25 protein-coding genes are annotated in these 17764 nt (G+C 34.5%); 7 read left to right on the forward strand and 18 right to left on the reverse strand.

Annotated features, from left to right (window positions below):
* Nucleotides 1-86: 86 nt before the first annotated feature.
* The 4 genes from ACM6F9_RS03725 to ACM6F9_RS03740 form a co-directional block, all read right to left on the reverse strand.
* Nucleotides 87-674, reverse strand: coding sequence for an NAD(P)H-dependent oxidoreductase (locus ACM6F9_RS03725; RefSeq protein WP_414844458.1), 588 nt, complete (start codon nucleotides 672-674; stop codon nucleotides 87-89).
* Nucleotides 675-749: 75 nt separating this feature from the next.
* Entirely contained in the window at nucleotides 750-1568 is an 819-nt protein-coding gene (locus tag ACM6F9_RS03730; protein WP_414844459.1) for a helix-turn-helix domain-containing protein, read from the reverse strand.
* Between the two features lie 10 nt (nucleotides 1569-1578).
* Entirely contained in the window at nucleotides 1579-2073 is a 495-nt protein-coding gene (locus tag ACM6F9_RS03735; RefSeq protein WP_414844460.1) for a GNAT family N-acetyltransferase, read from the reverse strand.
* Entirely contained in the window at nucleotides 2051-2671 is a 621-nt protein-coding gene (locus ACM6F9_RS03740) for a TetR/AcrR family transcriptional regulator (protein ID WP_414844461.1), read from the reverse strand. Before ACM6F9_RS03740 ends, ACM6F9_RS03735 begins: the two co-directional genes overlap by 23 nt.
* Nucleotides 2672-2904: 233 nt before the next feature.
* Here ACM6F9_RS03740 and ACM6F9_RS03745 point away from each other — a divergent pair, with 233 nt between their 5' ends.
* Entirely contained in the window at nucleotides 2905-3279 is a 375-nt protein-coding gene (locus ACM6F9_RS03745; protein ID WP_414844462.1) for a hypothetical protein, read from the forward strand.
* Nucleotides 3280-3415: 136 nt separating this feature from the next.
* Here ACM6F9_RS03745 and ACM6F9_RS03750 read toward each other — a convergent pair whose 3' ends face one another.
* From ACM6F9_RS03750 to ACM6F9_RS03810, 13 genes are all read right to left on the reverse strand, one after another.
* Nucleotides 3416-4039, reverse strand: coding sequence for a hypothetical protein (locus ACM6F9_RS03750; RefSeq protein WP_414844463.1), 624 nt, complete (start codon nucleotides 4037-4039; stop codon nucleotides 3416-3418).
* Nucleotides 4040-4133: 94 nt separating this feature from the next.
* Nucleotides 4134-4514, reverse strand: a complete 381-nt coding sequence (locus ACM6F9_RS03755; RefSeq protein ID WP_414844464.1) for a VOC family protein — start codon at nucleotides 4512-4514, stop codon at nucleotides 4134-4136.
* Between the two features lie 180 nt (nucleotides 4515-4694).
* Complete coding sequence (locus ACM6F9_RS03760) at nucleotides 4695-5798, reverse strand: serine hydrolase domain-containing protein (RefSeq protein ID WP_414844465.1); 1104 nt, start codon at nucleotides 5796-5798, stop codon at nucleotides 4695-4697.
* A 123-nt stretch (nucleotides 5799-5921) separates the two neighbouring features.
* Nucleotides 5922-7202 carry a serine hydrolase domain-containing protein gene (locus tag ACM6F9_RS03765; protein ID WP_414844466.1) on the reverse strand — a complete coding sequence of 427 codons (1281 nt, stop codon included), beginning with the start codon at nucleotides 7200-7202 and terminating at the stop codon, nucleotides 5922-5924.
* Between the two features lie 85 nt (nucleotides 7203-7287).
* Complete coding sequence (locus ACM6F9_RS03770; RefSeq protein WP_414844467.1) at nucleotides 7288-8019, reverse strand: methyltransferase domain-containing protein; 732 nt, start codon at nucleotides 8017-8019, stop codon at nucleotides 7288-7290.
* A gap of 199 nt (nucleotides 8020-8218) precedes the next feature.
* Entirely contained in the window at nucleotides 8219-8632 is a 414-nt protein-coding gene (locus ACM6F9_RS03775) for an SRPBCC family protein (RefSeq protein WP_414844468.1), read from the reverse strand.
* Between the two features lie 3 nt (nucleotides 8633-8635).
* Entirely contained in the window at nucleotides 8636-9139 is a 504-nt protein-coding gene (locus ACM6F9_RS03780) for an SRPBCC family protein (RefSeq protein ID WP_414844469.1), read from the reverse strand.
* Nucleotides 9140-9205: 66 nt separating this feature from the next.
* Nucleotides 9206-9526 (reverse strand): ArsR/SmtB family transcription factor, encoded by a 321-nt coding sequence (locus ACM6F9_RS03785; RefSeq protein ID WP_414844470.1) that lies wholly within the window; start codon nucleotides 9524-9526, stop codon nucleotides 9206-9208.
* A 164-nt stretch (nucleotides 9527-9690) separates the two neighbouring features.
* The gene (locus tag ACM6F9_RS03790; protein ID WP_414844471.1) at nucleotides 9691-9891 is read right to left on the reverse strand and encodes a YqaE/Pmp3 family membrane protein; all 201 of its coding nucleotides are present in this window, start codon (nucleotides 9889-9891) and stop codon (nucleotides 9691-9693) included.
* A gap of 28 nt (nucleotides 9892-9919) precedes the next feature.
* On the reverse strand, nucleotides 9920-10303 hold the full coding sequence (locus ACM6F9_RS03795) for a tetratricopeptide repeat protein (protein WP_414844472.1): 384 nt from the start codon (nucleotides 10301-10303) through the stop codon (nucleotides 9920-9922).
* Between the two features lie 51 nt (nucleotides 10304-10354).
* On the reverse strand, nucleotides 10355-10774 hold the full coding sequence (locus ACM6F9_RS03800; RefSeq protein WP_414844473.1) for a DUF1801 domain-containing protein: 420 nt from the start codon (nucleotides 10772-10774) through the stop codon (nucleotides 10355-10357).
* Nucleotides 10775-10977: 203 nt separating this feature from the next.
* Nucleotides 10978-11412 (reverse strand): hypothetical protein, encoded by a 435-nt coding sequence (locus ACM6F9_RS03805; protein ID WP_414844474.1) that lies wholly within the window; start codon nucleotides 11410-11412, stop codon nucleotides 10978-10980.
* Between the two features lie 144 nt (nucleotides 11413-11556).
* Complete coding sequence (locus ACM6F9_RS03810) at nucleotides 11557-13575, reverse strand: M3 family metallopeptidase (protein ID WP_414844475.1); 2019 nt, start codon at nucleotides 13573-13575, stop codon at nucleotides 11557-11559.
* A gap of 212 nt (nucleotides 13576-13787) precedes the next feature.
* On the opposite strand from ACM6F9_RS03810, the gene ACM6F9_RS03815 reads away from it, so the two are divergent.
* On the forward strand, nucleotides 13788-14318 hold the full coding sequence (locus ACM6F9_RS03815; protein ID WP_414844476.1) for an SRPBCC family protein: 531 nt from the start codon (nucleotides 13788-13790) through the stop codon (nucleotides 14316-14318).
* Nucleotides 14319-14353: 35 nt separating this feature from the next.
* Here ACM6F9_RS03815 and ACM6F9_RS03820 read toward each other — a convergent pair whose 3' ends face one another.
* Nucleotides 14354-14713, reverse strand: coding sequence for a DUF805 domain-containing protein (locus ACM6F9_RS03820; RefSeq protein ID WP_414844477.1), 360 nt, complete (start codon nucleotides 14711-14713; stop codon nucleotides 14354-14356).
* Between the two features lie 131 nt (nucleotides 14714-14844).
* Here ACM6F9_RS03820 and ACM6F9_RS03825 point away from each other — a divergent pair, with 131 nt between their 5' ends.
* The 5 genes from ACM6F9_RS03825 (at nucleotide 14845) to rimM (ending at nucleotide 17735) form a co-directional block, all read left to right on the forward strand.
* Nucleotides 14845-15294, forward strand: a complete 450-nt coding sequence (locus tag ACM6F9_RS03825) for a hypothetical protein (protein WP_414844478.1) — start codon at nucleotides 14845-14847, stop codon at nucleotides 15292-15294.
* 104 nt (nucleotides 15295-15398) lie between these two features.
* A complete protein-coding gene (locus ACM6F9_RS03830; RefSeq protein WP_414844479.1) occupies nucleotides 15399-15908 on the forward strand; it encodes a nitroreductase in 510 nt (169 codons plus the stop codon).
* Nucleotide 15909: 1 nt separating this feature from the next.
* Entirely contained in the window at nucleotides 15910-16494 is a 585-nt protein-coding gene (locus tag ACM6F9_RS03835; protein ID WP_414844480.1) for a hypothetical protein, read from the forward strand.
* Nucleotides 16495-16611: 117 nt separating this feature from the next.
* Nucleotides 16612-17178, forward strand: a complete 567-nt coding sequence (locus tag ACM6F9_RS03840; protein WP_414844481.1) for a 30S ribosomal protein S16 — start codon at nucleotides 16612-16614, stop codon at nucleotides 17176-17178.
* A gap of 14 nt (nucleotides 17179-17192) precedes the next feature.
* Nucleotides 17193-17735, forward strand: coding sequence for a ribosome maturation factor RimM (gene rimM / locus ACM6F9_RS03845; protein ID WP_414844482.1), 543 nt, complete (start codon nucleotides 17193-17195; stop codon nucleotides 17733-17735).
* The last annotated feature ends 29 nt before the right edge of the window (nucleotides 17736-17764 follow it).

The following is a 17764-nucleotide window of genomic DNA, read 5'->3' on the forward strand; positions in this document are numbered from 1 at the left end:
GTAATGAAGTGAAATGAAGAATCTAAGCTTTACATGAGATTCTTCCTTCGTCAGAATGACAACAGTATAAAATTGTATACAGCCACCTAATTTAATACATAATCAGAGTATAAATTTCTTATCTGATCTTTCCAGATTTCCAGATTTTCCTGAGAAGCTTTATCTGCTTTATCAAAAAATAAATGTTTGATGATTTCCAGCCCGGAATAAATGAAAATGCCATTGTCAGAAGTGAGTGTAAGTGCTTTATCCATGCCTGTTTTTTCATATTCTTCATGAGATTTTCCATGGGTATTGATGATAACGGTTTTTTTGCCTTTCAGAAGCCCTTTCTGTATTCCCTGGTCATAGCGGTAAGCAAATCCATAACTGAAAACACGGTCTATATAGCCTTTCATCATAGCGGGAAGCCCAGTCCACCAAATAGGATAAATAAAAGTAATCTGTTCTGCCCACGAAATATGCTCCTGTTCAGTTTTTATATCATCAGATATTTCTCCCATTCGCTGTCCTTGCATATCTGCGAGAGAAAGTACTGGATCGAAACCGATTTTATACAGATCTCTCACAATAATTTCCTCATTATGGGATTGAAGTGTTTCAATAACAGTGTTTAAAAGAGTATGATTTAAACTGCTTTCGTTAGGGTGTGCGTAAATGATTAAATGTCTCATTGTTTTGATTGTTAAGATTAATGAGACAAAATTAGCGCAGCGTACTTTCCAAAAATTGTAAGAAAACGAAACTGCCTATTTCGACTTTGGATTACAGATTTCCTGCTGAAATTTTAAATACTGAGCTGGTGAGATGTTGATAAAATGCTTGAAATCATGAATGAGCTGGCTTTGATCGTAGTAACCACATTCATCAATAATGGTAAACCATTTGACGTGACTTTGTTTTTCGGTTTCTTTTTCAATGAGTTGGATAGCTTTTAAAAAACGGTTGTAACGGGTAAGTTCTTTTAAAGAATATCCAAACTGTTCTTTCTGCTTTCGCTGTATGTTTCTTTCCGTCTGGTGCGTTTGTTCTGCAATGACTTTAACAGGATTTAAAAGGTCATTCTCAAAACTGCTCAAAAGCAGGCTGGTCATATCCCGATCCTGTAGATAAGGTTTACAGAATTCAAGAATATGATCTACCTGTTCTGTGGCTGAATTTAATTGAGTAAGTTGATGCCAAAGCTCTGTAAAACAATTTTCTTCCAGCAGTTCATCCGGATGTTTTATCGATTGTTTAATGGAGATCTTGCCAAAGAATCTGAAGAATGCATCATCTTTAAAATTAGCAACCAAAATAGAACAGCCAGCGGGAAGGGTATACTCAAATGCTTGTCTCACTGGCCCGAAGACCATACATTTATCAACATCTATGATGGTTTTTTCACGGGTAGACATGGTAGCACTTTCCCCAAAACAAAATAACAGAATTGTCTGATAAGTGGGTAAAAGGGTTTTGGTTATGGATGTTTCAGAGGTATTTTCAGCAAAGTAAAAATGAGTAAATACGTTTTCAAATTCCTGAGGAACTGAAATTCTGTATTCATTATATTCTGAATGTAATTCCATAAGCCTGAAACTAGGAGATGAGGTGTTTTACCATTTTATAATTGGTCATTGCAATTCCTTTTACGTTGACAGTCTGTTCCTGAACAATTTGAAATCCTGCTTTTTCAAAAAATGGTCTGGCTGTTTTGCTTACATCAGCAGTAAGTTCTTTCTCATTGCATCGCAGAGCTTCTTTTTCAACCTTTTGGTAAAGCAGAGATGCGATTCCTTTATGCTGATGATCTTTGTGCACAAAAAGCAGATCAATATAATTTCCCTGATCGAGCGTACAAAAACCCACTATTTTATTTTCTATGGCAGCCATTAAAACATATTGATCTCTGATTACCTTCATCCATCTTTCCTCATTCTCGGTACCGGATTTCCAGGCTTCGAGCTGTTGAAGATTATAGTCTTGTTTACATATCTCATCTATCGTTGCTGTAAAAAGCTGCAGCATTTCCGGAAGATCAGCACTAACTCCTTTTCTGATGGTGATTTGATTATCTGATGTAATGTTGTTCATAAAGCTTTTGCTGTTCTTTGTTGAGAAGTGGATAAAAAAGATTCATCTGCAGCAGCGTATAATGCTGAACCGCTTCTTTCGGATTAAGTTTCGAAATAAGTCTGTTGTGCGTAAGCCAGTTGTCAGCTATGATGAAAATCTGCTCCACAAGCCCTTCTATAATAAAATGAGGAACATCTTTTTGAAATATATGGTTCTTCTGAAGACCGGAAAAAATCAGCTGAAATTCTTCTTTTCTGCTGAAATTGATTCCTTCATATTTAGATTCGATGTCAGGATTCTGATTCAGAATATCTATAAAATTGATGAATATAAAACGGAAAGAATAAAAAATTTCGCACGTAGAATAAGTAAACTTGTAAAGGTCTTCCAGCGTTTTATTCTCCCTTTTTTTCATCTCATTCAGCAGTTCATCCATTTTTAAGGTAAGCTCTGAGAAAAGGACCTTAACGATGTCTTCCGAATGTTTGAAGTGATAATGCAGATTTCCCGCACTCATATGAAGTTCAGCCGCAATATGCCTTGTGGTAATATTGTTATACCCTTTATCATTAAATAATTCCAGTGCTTTAGACAGAATTTTATCCTTTGTCTTCATAACCCAAATATAAGAATATAAGAATGGATATAAATCATATTTTTAAAATTAGAACAATTGTTCTAATTTGATATATTTGCAATATCAAATCTTATGACAATGGAAGGTAAACAGAAATTCAATTATGATTCAGCAGAGAATACCAACAAAGAAAATAAAACAGACCCTCAGGAAGTTATATCAAAAATATTGCAGATAATTCTTGGAGTAATAATGGCTATATTACATATGTGATGAAAAAAAGGATTTCATTTTGGTTTCTGCTGGGGCTGGTAGTCTGGGGGATAATTATTCTACTGAGAAGAAACGGAATTGTTATTCCCGTTATCAATGATTATTTTACGGATTGTATTTCAGTTCCTATGTATTGCTATCTGATAGAATATATAATGAATGGAGTTCTTGGCTATCAATGGAAACCTGATTTAAAATTTGTACTAACCTCAGTGTTGTATCTGTCTTTTTTATTTGAAGTGATTTGTCCGAAACTATCTACTCATTTTACCGGAGACTTTCTTGATATGCTGGCTTATTTTGTGGGAGGTATTTTGTATTATTTTTTTGCAGTCAGGAAGATTCATAAAAAAGCCAGCAGTTCCACATCGTAAAAGGAGACTGCTGGCTGTGTTATAGTTTTTATCCTGATTCAATACTTATTCTTACTGCATTTTGAGCAGCAGTTTTCTTTCGGTTATGTATAGAAGACAATTATTGAATGCAAGATGTTACATGAGATGCGAAAAATTACTCTTGCTCAAGCTTAATGATAGAACCTTTGTAAAACTTAGTAAGATCATACAGATCTGCAAAATAATGCTGAAGATCCGGGATCAGGGTGTGATCAAACTCTTTCAAATTACATTGGTTTTCTGCCAGAAGATATAGAGATTGGTTATCCGGTTTCAGATATTCGCAAAGGATATTATCCGGATGCTGTTCCTTGTTGATAATCTCAGTCAGGAATATCCCATAGATCAGAAACTGATTGAAATTTTTGGAATCAACAATATAATTCATGTCCTGCTGCAGAAGCTTTTCATAATCTGAAAGGATCTGAAGAAATTTTTCAACATGAACGGTAGTCGGAATTTCATAAAAAAGATCTATGCCATTGATGAAAAGCTGTGTTTTGGTTTCCTCGTGATCTGAAGAATAGACTTTATGAAACCACTGAAAAATAAGCAGAAGTTCTTCCTGGGTAAGTTCTTCAACAGAATCCTTGATCTTTTCTTTAATCGTTTCAAGGGTGTTTTTTGCTTCAGGCTGAAGAAATTTCAGAATGTTTTCTTCTTCACGGCTGAGCTTATTGTACAAATTAATTTTGGCAACAGTTGGATTGGTCTTGATGAAATAAAGTTCTTCCGCCATAGTTATTTACCAAATCAGATTTCAAATGGTTATTTAAATATACAAAATATGCGTCAACCGCATTAAAAAATTTAATATGCGATGAATGGTATAGCTATTTTACGGTTTCATGAAGTGCAATTCTGTTACCTTCCGAGTCTTCAAATTCTGCTACAGCAAATCCGTATTTTTCATCAATTCTTTTGGGATATAAAATATTTCCTCCGTGTTGAACGGCTTTTTCCAATGTTTGGTCAATACTCTCTGTTTTAAAGTAAATAATAACTCCGTTTTTGGATGGTTTATAAACCTCTCCTTTGGCCAAAGCTCCTGTAATACCACTGTTTTTTTCTTCGAAAGGAAACAAAGCCATCTCATAGCTGTCTATGATTTCTTTATCAAAACTAAAGTTGAAAACAGCGGAATAAAATTTTTCAGCACGCTCCAAATCATTCACAGGAATTTCAAAATAGACAACAGGATTGGTAGATCTCATATTTTTTGCAGGATTAGATTTTTCTGATTTACTGCAAGATACGCCTATTAGCAGTAAGAATATGAAAAAGTAGGGCCGTGGTTTCATAATCAGGTTATTATTTTCTGACTCTAAAATAAAGTTTTTAAAGTTCCCAATCATGTTCTTCCTGAAATGAGGCATAAAAAATAAATATTGCTTTTAGGGTTTCTTGGATGAGGTTTTAATTTCATTTAAAGTTGCTTTTGCAATATTTTTGGTTATTTCGGTAGGAGAGTGGCAGTCGCAGTTGCTGAGCCCAATCACATAAATATCTTCAGCAGGAATGTAAACACCCATGCTTTTAAATCCAAATACGCTTCCTCCATGTTCGCGGTCAGGAACTCCATTGATTTCTTTCAAATGCCATCCGTATCCGTATGTAAATTCTTCACCATTATTCAGTTTATATTTTTGAAAAGCCTTTTGTGTTTCTTTTGAATTCAGTAATAAATTTTGATTCAAAGCCTGCTGCCATTTCAGCATATCATCTGTAGTAGACATTAGTGAACCGGAAGAAAATGGTACACTGAAACTGATAACTGTTTTATTCACAAATCCCTGTTCTTTTTTGTGATAGCCGTAAGCTCTTTGAGGAATCACTTTTCTGTCAGAAGCATAATAAGAATGATTCATTCCAGCTTTGTCAAAAATATTTTTCTTAATAAAATCTTCATAGGAAGTTCCGGAGACAAGCTCAATGATGTATCCCAAAACAACGTATCCGGAATTGTTGTAATCAAACTTCTCTCCGGGAGCAAAATCCACAGGTTCATTTTTAAAGAAATTAACCATTTCTTCAGGTTTCATTTCTTTTTGGGCAATAGAGGAAAGCGATTTTATTTTTGTGAAATCTTTTATTCCTGAAGTATGGGTCAAAAGATGATGAATGGTGATTTTATCTCCGTTAGGATAATCTTTAATATATTTGGAAACAGGATCATTGGTATTGAGTTTTCCCTGCTGCTCGAGCATCAGAATGGACACAGCAGTAAACTGTTTGGTCATTGATCCGATTTGAAAAACATTATCCGGTGTCATATTGACATTGAGTTCAAGATTCGCTTTCCCAAATGCTTTCCTATACAGATTTTTTCCGTGTTGAGTGATCAGAAAAACACCTCCGGGTTCATTTTTATTCCCGAATTCAGTCTGGATAATACTGTCAATTTTCTTTTCATATCCTTTTGATAGTGCCTGAGCATCCACAGTATTGATTAAAAATGGAAGCAGAGCAAAAGTGGCTATTAATTTTTTAATAATCATATTGATGTAATTTGTTATGCAAAGATATAATTTATTTTCATTACTATGTTATGCAATATAGTTATTTGTATTTTTAAATTTTAAAAAATTAATCAGGACAGCTTAGACAAAGAATATATGTTTTTATTGTACCCGTTTAGCCTTTAATTTTACGCCGGTTGAAATAATGACTAAGTCATATTGATCATCATGGGTGTTTACAAATTGATAGCCGTCTTCTGACTCCGGATTATCAAAAAAAGAAGTTTGAGACTCAGGATAAATTTTCGTTTTTTCTCCGTCTTTATCAAGAATATACAGAAAATTATTTTCCAGAATAATGGTGAAAATTTGTGAATGGTCTGCTTCAAGTGCAAATTTTCCGGTGTACTGTTTTAGAATTTCATCCGAAACTTCAATTGTTTTTCTGCTGATTTTCTGAGGAATGCTGTAGGGTTGATCATTCAAAAGATGAATAATGTCTTCAGTTACTTTCTGAAAAGGAATATCCGTGAAATTTGATGTAAAAATAAATGTGATTCCCGATTTTAGGTTTTGATAGTAATAAGCCCTATAGCCGGGTCTTCCTCCTGCCTGTACTAATTGGCTGTCTTTTCCAAACATGGTAAGAACAAGATCTTTTCTGAGATTCTTCCCTGAAATGAGCTGTTGGCTAAAACTATAAAGATCATCCGTAGTTGATACATAATTTCCTGTTTCAAAGCGGTTGATGCTGGTATGGGGAACAGCTATAATTTTACCGTTCTCACTTGAAAATCCGTAAGCAAAATCAGATAGTGATTGTGCAGAATTGAATTCACTGGTATTTTTTAAATGATATTTTTTGATGATTTCAGTCTGGATAAAATTCCAATATCCTTTATCAGACAATTTCCCAATGAGATCATGCAGGATAAAGTTTCCTACATTTGAATATAAAGTCTGGGTTCCGGGCTGAAATTGCAATGGCTCCTGTTTGGCAAGTTCTATTATTTTTTCAAGGCTGAGGTGGTCATACTTTTCATAATCTTTGATTTCTCTTGGAAGTCCGGATTGATGAAATAACAGATTTTCAATTGAAATTTTTTCACCATTGGGAAAATCACTGATGTATTTGTTGAGGGGATCTGACAGCTTTAATTTTCCTTGCTCAACCAATTTTAAAATTCCATACTTAACAAAGATTTTTGAGACCGAAGCTATAATGAATTTACTGTTTTTATTGACCTGTAAAGCTTTGTCCTCATCCGGAATATTATATGTTTTATCAAGAAGAATCTTATTGTTTTTTGCAATCTTCACATTTCCGTTGAAATTTTTCAGATTGGTCAGTGCCGTAAAATAATCATCAAGTTCTTTCTCGTATTGCTGAGCAGAAAGTTGGATTGAAAAAATGAATAGGAAGAAAAATGTCAAAAGCTTCATAATCTGTTGTTTGTAACGAAACAAATATACATTATAATCACTTATGAACTCTTTTTAAGGCTATTTTGTTATACCCGTTTCAACGTTATTTTTCTACAGAGATTAACAACATCATAGGTCTGCGGAGCTCCTCTTTCATTTCCGGAATTTCTTTCAACATTTCCTGACTTGGCTCCGGCTCAATGACTTCTTTGATTTTGAAGCCGTGTTTTAATAAGGTATTTAGATAAGACGTTAAAGTACGATGGTATTTGATGACATTTTCTCCAAGAAAAGTAGTATTCCTTTTTCCTTCTATAAAATAACGATCCACCGGCCAGTAGATTTTCTCGCCATTTTTATCATATACCCAATCCTGACCGCCTTCTGCAGTAAAAACAGGATGTTCTACAGAAAATACAAATGATCCTCCGGGAGTAAGCCATTGGTAAATATTATGAACCAAAGTATCGAAGGATTCTACATAATGTAAGGTCAAAGAACTCAATATCAGATCAAATTTTTCAGCAGGATAATGCACTTCTTCCAATGCTTTTCTTTCATATTGAATGCCTTCCATATTATTGATCTCTTTAGCTTTTGCAAGCATTTTTTCTGAAAGATCAATTCCAATGACAGATCGGGCTCCGTTTTCCATCACATAGCGGCAATGCCATCCGAAACCACAGCCAAGGTCGAGAATATTTTTTCCTTGAAAATCCGGGAACATATTTTTCAATGTATGCCACTCGCCAGCTCCTTCCAATCCAATCTGAGAACGAAGCATTTTTTCGTACTGATCAAAAAATGAAGGATTGTCGTATTTATTTTCTTTCATGACATTAATAATTTATGTTTTTTGATGTTAAAATGTTTCAGTAAAAGGAATTTACTATTCTGGTAGTTTCTCTGATGAGAGCGAGATCTAGTGTAAATTTACGATAATTATATCAAATTCATATGTTGGCATCAATTCAAAACAAAAGCTGGATGTTCTACATCCAGCTTTATTTCATTGTTTTTCAATTGAAATCTGTTTAATTCGATTCCGTATATTTTTTAAAATTATCAAGAATAGCCTGCCAGCCTCCTTTCTGCATTTCTTCAGGATTCTGATTTTCCGGATCGAAAGCAACATCTACATGAGTTTGACCTGCATTTTCTTTAAAATCAACCTGTACCTGTCTTCCGTCCGGCATGGTGTACTTAAAGTTTTCACCATCCTTTATTTCATCATAAACCGCTTCAAAATCGAAACCGAAACTTCCGTCTTTAGCTTCCATTCTTGCAGCATATTTTCCCCCGACTTTCATATCGTTGGAAGCAGAAGGACATTGCCATGAAGGATCAGCAAAGTTCCATTGGGTGATGTGTTCAGGATTGGTGTAGTAATTCCATACTTTTTTTGCATCTGCATTGATGGTAGCAGAAACTGTGATTTTTTGGCTCATTTTTTATGATTTTAATGTTAATAATAATTCGTCAAGTTTTTCCAGTGTGGCCTTCATTCCCTGTTCCATTCCCATCTCGATAATGGTTTCAAGATCCGCTAAAGATTGATAGGTAACAATAGTTTCCACAAAGGTATTTTCATTTTTATCTGTGAAAGTGACTATCCATTCTGCCTGAGGCAAACTTGCGTTGATTTCTCCCTGTTCATTACAGAAAGCATCGCTGGAAGTATAAGAATCGATAGGGTTGATCTTGTGATAACCGACCCAGCCCCAATATTCTGTTCCATTGGGCTCTACCATAGCATAATGCCAGTGTCCGCCTTCATGAAATTCCATTGATTTTGTTTTTGTAGTCAATGGTTTTGGGGCAAACCAGCGGTCGAGTAGGTCACTCTTTGTGTAACAATCCCAAACCATTTGTCGGCCTGCCATAAATTCACGTCTGATCGTTAAGGTGTTCTTTTCCTTGTCAGCAAGAAAATCGAACTGAAGAAGATGTTTCATAATATTGTTTATAATTTGTTTTGGTTAAAATGATAAAAAAACACTGTGGTTTTATGGTGTCAACCTTTATTTCTGCTGGCTTTTCAATGTTGCCAGTAAAGTGTCAAGCTGCTCAAAACGACTTTCCCAAATCTTTCTGAATTGTTCCAGCCAATGATCTATTTCTTTCATTTTATCAATTTCTAAAAAGTAATATATTTCTCTTCCCTGGTGATTTTGGGTAATCAGTTCACACTCAGTCAGGATTTTCAGATGTTTTGAAACGGCCTGTCTGGTGGTGTCAAAATGCTCAGCTATGGCATTCGGTGTCATTGCCTGTACCGCTATTAATGCAATAATAGCTCTGCGTGTAGGATCTGCTATAGCCTGAAAAATATCTCTTCTCATGGATGATAATTTTTAAATGAAACCATATGGTTGCAAATATATGTGCAACTTTTTGGTTTTGCAAATATTTTTAATGAAATTTATAAATCAAAAATTTGAAAAATAATAGATGTTGTTTATTAATTGGTTTTAAATCAGTTGTTTGTGGTTGATCTGGGCAAGCTTTATCTTTTGTTTTCCCGCATGGCTTTTATGAGCCTGTCATTTCTTTTGTCAGCTCTTGCATTATTTAAAGAAAGCACAGCCCAGATGGCAGCAGGAAGCCATCCGATCAGGGTAATCTGCAAAATCAGACAGATAATTCCGGTGAGAACCTTTCCACGAACCATGAAAGATAAGAAGGGTAATAATATAGCTAATAACATGATTTTAAGTTTTAATTGAATTGGTTTTTTAACGGGATTGAGGATCGAAATACGCTTTAAAAGTAAGCAGATCTTCCGTTTTATCCTCGGCTTCTTCCAGATATTCCAGATACTCTTCCTGGTGTTTCTCCATATAAACAAGCACAATGGCAAGGTTTACAAACAGATTTTTGTCTTTGGAACCTAAATTCAATGCCTTTTTTAAATACTCCAGAGCTATTTCGTTTTCTCCCATATCAGAATAAATAGCACCAATATTGATTAAAGCCGAAGTATTTTCAGGTTCAATAAGTAAAATTTCCTCTAATTCTTTCACTAAAAGATCGTTCAAAGTATCCCAGTGATCTTCATTTTCCCATCTTTTAGCCTGAAGTTTTTTTACGTTTTCTAATCTTGTTGTTATCGTACTCATTATTTAAAATTACAGAATGGATGCTTACTTATAATGTGCAAATTTAGCTTTTTACTCTTTAAGTCCATCCAGTATTGCAGCTTTCAGGATTTCAATGTTGATATCTTTCAATGTTTTGAATTTAATACAATATCCCGTTACGCTGGCTTTACCTATTTTTTCTCCATAGGTTTTGGATAAATAAGTTTTATCACTGATATTCATAATATAAACCGAAATACCTGTTGTATTGGCACTCATTCCAATCTGGTAAAAGTCTCTGGTTTTTCCACCTGCATATTGCATGGTATACAATCCATATCCAATATTAGGATTGGAAACGGTTTTATTCTCACTGTTTTTACCATCCAGAAACCAAAGTTGGCATTCTGGCATGAGATTCAGAATGATGTTGTGGAGTTCCTGCATATCATTACGCTTTATTTCAGGATGGCTGTTGATATACTCCTGGATTTGTTCTTGGATAGTCATGTGAAATTTTGATTATTTAAATATTGGTCAAGATTATTATTAATGATTAATCCTCTTGTTTGCTTTAAGATTTTTCTTATTAACTAACTAAGGTTGATAAGATCTTAAAGCGGCTTCAAATTTATAGAAAAATGACGGAAAATATCTTCTGATATATTTTTGAATTCTTATTTATTCTTTATCAAAAATATTACAGTTGTTTATTATTTTATGATACTGTATTTATAATCTTTAAATAAATATCTACGACTTGCTTCTTTAAGATTACTTTTTTTTGGATTAGGTATTCCCTGCTGAATTACTGAGTTTTTCTCATCAGGAATAAAAACAGGTAAATCATTTTTTTCTATTAAAACTCCTGTTACTTTTACGGTTTTAGCATCGTGTTCATTTACATAATATCCGTCTGGCCAGCTATCTAGTCCTTCCATCCATATGTTTTCTCCATTTTCCGTAATCAATAGAGCTCCCATTTTCATATTTATTGTTTGACCAATAATAGTTATACGTTTTCCAATAAACCCTTTTAAATCTTTATTCTGCAAATCTTCTTTTATAGTTTGCTTGGGATTTGAACATGCATAGATGTACAATATACTGAGGATTAAAAATCCTTTTATTACCAACCTTTTTCTCATAATTTTCTACAGTTAATTTGTGCTTGTCTGCAGACTAATTTATATATTTTCATTGAGATATAAAGCTGATAAAACAAAAAAGAACAGCAATCACTGTTCTTTTTATATTGTATTTTCTTGATGTGTTCAATCAGTTTCTGTTGATTATCCAAATGCTCTTTTCAGTAAGCTTTCCACTTTCGGTTCGCTGCCTCTGAAACTCTTGTAAAGTTCCATTGGGTCTTTAGTTCCGCCTGAAGAAAGCAATACTTTATATTTGGCTGCAATCTCAGGATTGAAGATTCCGTTTTCTTTGAAATACTGGAACGCATCAGCATCCAGAACTTCCGCCCATTTGTAAGAATAGTATCCTGCTGAATATCCGCCCTGAAAAATATGGGAGAAACTTGGGCTCATAGCTGTTTCTGAGTTAGAAGGATAAAGAGTGGTTGCTTTGGTATATTTATCTTCAAATTCCTTTACACTCTCGTTCTCCAATTCTGCTACTTTTGTATGATAATTCATATCCAGAAGTCCGAAACCTAGTTGTCTTAAGGTTTGATATCCCTCCATAAAGTTTTTAGACTGCTCAATTTTTTCAATTTTTTCGTCAGGAAGTACTGCTCCGGTTTTATAATGCTTTGCAAACGTTTTTAAGAATTCCGGTTCATAGCAGAAGTTTTCCAGGAACTGTGACGGAAGTTCCACAAAATCCCATTTTACAGAAGTTCCGGAAAGGCTAGGGTATTGAGTATCGGCCATCATTCCGTGAAGAGCATGCCCGAACTCATGGAATAAAGTAGTCACCTCCTGGAATGTCAGTAAGCTAGGCGCATCTTTTGTCGGTTTGCTGAAATTGCAGACGATTGAAATATGCGGACGGGAATTTTCGCTGTTTTGCTTGTATTGATTTTTATAGCTGGTCATCCATGCTCCGGCTCTTTTCCCTTTTCTTGGAAAATAATCGACGTATAAAAGAGATTTATAAGTCCCGTTTTCTTTTACTTCGTATACTTTTACATCTTCATGGTATTTCGGAATATCATTTCTTTCCTCAAAAGTCAGTCCGAAAAGTTTTCCAGCCAGTCCAAATACAGCATCCTGTACCTGGTTGAGTGGAAAATAAGGTTTTAATTCTTCATCATTAAGATCAAATTTAGCTTTACGAAGCTTTTCAGCATAAAATGCGTGGTCGTAACCTTGCATTTCGTCAATTCCGTCAGCTTTTGCTAAAGATTTCAATTCTTCAATTTCTTTATCAGCATAAGGTTTTGCTTTCGTTAAAAGTTCGTTTAAAAAATCAAGAACTTTTACCGGAGATTTAGCCATTCTCTCTTCCAGTACAAAATCTGCATAATTTTTATACCCGATAAGCTCAGCTTTTTGTTGCTTTAAATTCAGAAGTTCTTTGATCAGATTCTGATTGTCAAATTCTCCTCCGTCAAAGGATTTTTTACCATTTGCTAAAGCCAGTTCCTTTCTCAGTTTGCGGTTTTCAGCATAGGTCATAAACGGGATATAACTTGGATATTGTAAAGTCACAACCCAGCCTTCAAGATTTCTTTCTTTAGCTTCCTCAGCATATTGATCGATGATGGCTTCAGGAATTCCTGCAAGATCCTCTTTATTCGTGAGATGTTTAAAATAAGCATTGGTGGAAGCCAGTACATTTTGTCCGAACTGTAAAGATTTTAAAGAAAGATCCATACTTATTTTCTTTAGTTTTTCTTTGTCTTTCTCATTCAATAAAGCGCCGCTTCTTACAAAACCTTTGTAGGTTTCATTCAAAAGCATTTCCTGCTCTTCATTGAGATTATATTTTTCCCTTTCATCATATACTTTCTTGATCTTGTTGAAAAGGGCTTCGTTTTGAGAAATTTTTGAAGAATATTCTGTTAGGATAGGAGAAACTTCCTGTGCAATCTGCTGAATTTCGTCGCTGGTTTCTGCAGAATTTAAATTGAAGAAAATATTAGAAACCACGTCCAGCTGTTCCCCTGAATATGCTAATGCTTCAATTACATTTTCAAAAGTGGGTGCATCAGGATTATTGACAATAGCATCAATTTCCGCTTCAGATTTTTGAATCAAATCCTTAAATGCAGGAAGATAATCTTCATTTTTAATGGTATTGAATGGAGCTGAATGATATGGCGTGTTAAATTTTTCTGTTAAAATATTCATTTTTGATCTTTTTATGTAAGGTAAATTTAATGATTCATCGGGAACCACAGCTGAAATGCTCAAAAATAATGCCTCAGTGGCAAGTTATGACAAAAATACCTTATCTTTAATTAATCTTGTCATATGGAAAGAGGGAGTGATGTGGGAATATTTAATTTTGAAAACAGATTTGAAAATCATTATTAAAATAAATAACCTTAAATATATAGACTATGAAAACACTCTTAAAAATTATTGGTACTATTATCGTACTGATCCTTATCTATGCTGTAATTGCCATGTTGGCTTTCAGTAAAGATTACCATTATGAAAAATCTATTGTTATCAATGCACCACAGGAAAAAGTATGGGCCTATACAGGTAACTTAAAAGGGTATAACCAGTGGGATCCTTTTTCCAAAGCTGATAAAAATATTGTCATTACCTATTCCGGAAACGGAGATAAAGTAGGAGATTCCTATCATTGGAAAGGAGATAAAAATGTAGGGGAAGGAGAACAATCTATTACTGAGCTGATTCCGAATCAGAAAATGGGTACAAAACTTCACTTCGTAGAACCTTTTGAAGGAGATATGAAAGCCAATTTCATTATGGTTCCGGAAGGAAGCGGTACCAAAGTGACCTGGATGATAGATAACGAACTGACTCCTATGATGAAGGTTATGAAACCGTTGATGAACGGTAATATGGATAAAATGTTTAGCCAGGGACTGGGTGATCTGAAGAAACTAGCTGAAAAATAAAATAAAAGCCTTGTAAATTTTACAAGGCTTTTTTATTACAATTCTTTCTTACCAATCTCGTTGATCGAGTTATAGTTTCCTTCACCTTTAGGATTAGGACCATACTCATTAGGACCATGATCGCTGTCTGCGAATAACATCCATAAACTATAGAAAGGAATTAATTGATACCAACCGGAATTTCCCCTGTCGTGACATCTTTTTGCCCCTTGTGCAAGAAGAAACCAAAGAAATGGAATAAGAAAAATAACGAATACAAAAGTAAGAACTGCTGATGGTTCATTATTTTTGATATAAATATTAAAAGGTACAGAAAATACCAGATATAGAAGATAGGACAATCCGTATTCTGTCCTTCTGATTCTTCCATCAAATGAAAATGGTGCTTTAAACATGGTTTTAGTTTTAAAAAGGCAAATCTAAAAATAAATTTTAGAAGATGATGGTTATTTTCTGAGCATTATTTTATGTTAAGCTCAGGAAATATTATTCTAAAAATATTATCTTTATATAAAGAATAGATTGTATGGAGAAGATCGTATTTGAAAAAAGTGATATCAGAGACTTTGTGAAGACCACCATCGCAGAGAAAATTGAAAAGCTTAAAAACTTTATTGAATTTACCCTGGAAGCCAGCCGTGACATTAAAAAAACTCCGAAATATGACAGCATGAGAGAAGAGATGCAGGAGGAGATTTATCAGATGCAGCGACAACTGGGGGCTTTGAATGATCTTAAAAGAAATATGGCAAAAGTCCTGAATACGGCTACAGAAAGAGTGCAGCTCGGCTCATTGGTCATTACTAATAAAGCAAGGTTTTATATATCGGTGTCATTGGGTGAGTTCTTTTTTGAGGGAGACAGGTTCTACGCGATCTCTCCCGAAAGTCCTATGGCCAAAAAAATGATGGGGATGAAGCCGGGCGATGAATTTACCCTGAACCAAATCCATCAGAAGATTATAGAGGTTTTATAAGTAAAAAGTAAATTTGATAAGTTTCTGCGATCTCTATTATTCTGGCTCACATTAAACTTCCTTTATCCTGCCTCCTGCTTCCATCTTTTTCGTAATTTTGTTTCATGAATAATGCATCCATTTTAAAAGAAATTATAGAGCAAAGAAGAAGTATTTTCCCAAAAGATTATACAGACACAGAGATATCTCAGGAAGTTGTAGAGGAAATTGTAAACTCTGCCACATTTGCTCCCAATCATAAACGTACTAAACCTTGGCGTTTCAAAATATTCAAAGGGGAAGAAAAAGCAAAGCTGGCATCAGAAATGCAGGCAATCTATAAAGCAATTACACCCGAACAGCTTTTCTTAGAAAAAAAATATGCAGACATAGGTTTTAAAATCAATAAAGCCAATGTTGTAGTTTCCATCGTAGTCAATTTCAGCGGAATGGTTCCTGAATGGGAAGAAATAGCAGCGACTTCAATGGCCGTTCAGAATATGTATCTTACCTGTACAGCGAATAATGTAGGATGCTACTGGAGCTCTCCTAAAATTGTTGAGGAGCTGAAAGATTCTTTGACTATTGAGGAAAACCAGCAATGTCTGGGGCTTTTTTATATGGGAACGGTATAAAATGAAGAATATTTACAGAAATTATAATGAAGAAGATTTGCATGCTGCTTATCTTCATATGACTGATCATACCGGTACAATCAATGATGAATTGCGGGAAGTAATCAGTCAGAAATTCAATTATGATGAATTTGTAAAAGAAGCAGAATACAGGAAAGTTTTAGTCAAAGAAAAAGGGAGAATCTCATTTGAAGTACACAAAAGGGTACAGAAAGGAGAAAAGATAAATACTATTCTTGAAAATGTCTCTTCAGAAATGATAGGTAGCGGAGATCTGAAAATTTTTATTCTGGATAAATTTGATCAGTTTTCAAAAGTAAAAGAGAATGATAAAATAGATGATAAAATAATTTTTAAAAGCCTTTTAGGAATTGTAGCAGCTTCTGTTACCGGACTTCTTTTTTTAAAAGCTATAATCTCATTTACAGGACAGTTCTCCTTCTTTCTTCTGGTACCTGCTTATATCATCAATTATCTGGTGATTTATGGTATTACAGGAAAAACACGGGGTAATTTTGCTGTTTTTATGGCTGTTTTAATTTCCGTAATTATTTCAACAATATTTTCTTTAGCCCTGCTTGGTTAGAAAAAATAATCTGAATTTATAAAACTTTTTACTCAGAGCTTTTTACTTCAAACTTTTTTACTATCTTTGCACTCTTAAATATTTAACTGGGACGAGTTCCCGTAAAATTCAAACATTATGTCAGTAAAAATCAGATTACAAAGACACGGTAAAAAAGGAAAACCTTTTTTCCACATCGTGGTTGCAGATTCTAGAGCTAGAAGAGATGGTAAATTCATCGAAAAACTAGGAACTTACAACCCAATTACTAACCCGGCAACTATCGAATTGAACGTTGATTCTGCTGTACAGTGGTTAAACAACGGTGCTCAGCCTACTGATACTGCTAGAGCTATCCTATCTTACAAAGGTGCTCTTTACAAAAAACACTTACAAGGTGGTGTAGCTAAAGGTGCTTTTGACGAAGCTGAAGCTGAAAAAAGATTCAATGCTTGGGTAGAAGCTAAAGATTCTAAAGTACAAGGTAAAGTAGAAGGTTTAGCAACTGCTAAAGCTGATGCTAAGAAAGCTGCTTTAGAAGCTGAAGTAAAAGTAAACGAAGCTAGAGTTGCTGCTGCTGCACAAGCTGATGCTGATGCTAAAGCTGCTGAAGAAGCTGCAAACGCACCTGCTGAAGAAGTTGTTGCTGAAGCTACAGAAGGAGAAACTCCTGCTGCTGAAACTGAAGAAAACACTGAAGCTTAAGAACAAACCCTGTTATGCGTAAAGAAGATTGCTATTTTTTAGGAAAAATCACACGCAGACATGGACTTGCGGGTAACGTAATCCTTAAATTGGATACCGATCAACCCGAGCTTTACAATAAATTGGAATCAATATTCGTTGAAATCAACGGATTATTGGTTCCATTTTTTATTGAAAAATCATCCTGGAGCAAACTTGATGCTCTGAATCTTGCATTCAAAAACTCTTCTGAGGCTCTAGTAGATCAGGTGTTGGGTAAAAGTGTTTACCTTCCGCTTACCTCTTTGCCTAAACTTTCAGGAAAACAATTCTATTACCATGAAATCATCGGATTTGAAATTTTCGATCAAAATGATAACAACTGTGGAGTGATTAGATCTGTAAATGATCAGACAGCGCAGGTGTATTTTGTTACCAATCTGGATGGAAAAGAAGTGGTTATTCCTATGATCAAAGACTGGATTCTTGAAGTTGACAGAGAAGAAAGAACAATCAAAATGGAGCTTCCTGAAGGTCTTATTGATGTATTCCTTATTCCATCCAAGAAAGACGAATAGCTTTCAGTAAGCAATAAGTTATTCTTTCT

Origin of the sequence: Chryseobacterium sp. IT-36CA2 (assembly GCF_949767875.1) — a bacterium.
Lineage (GTDB): Bacteria > Bacteroidota > Bacteroidia > Flavobacteriales > Weeksellaceae > Chryseobacterium.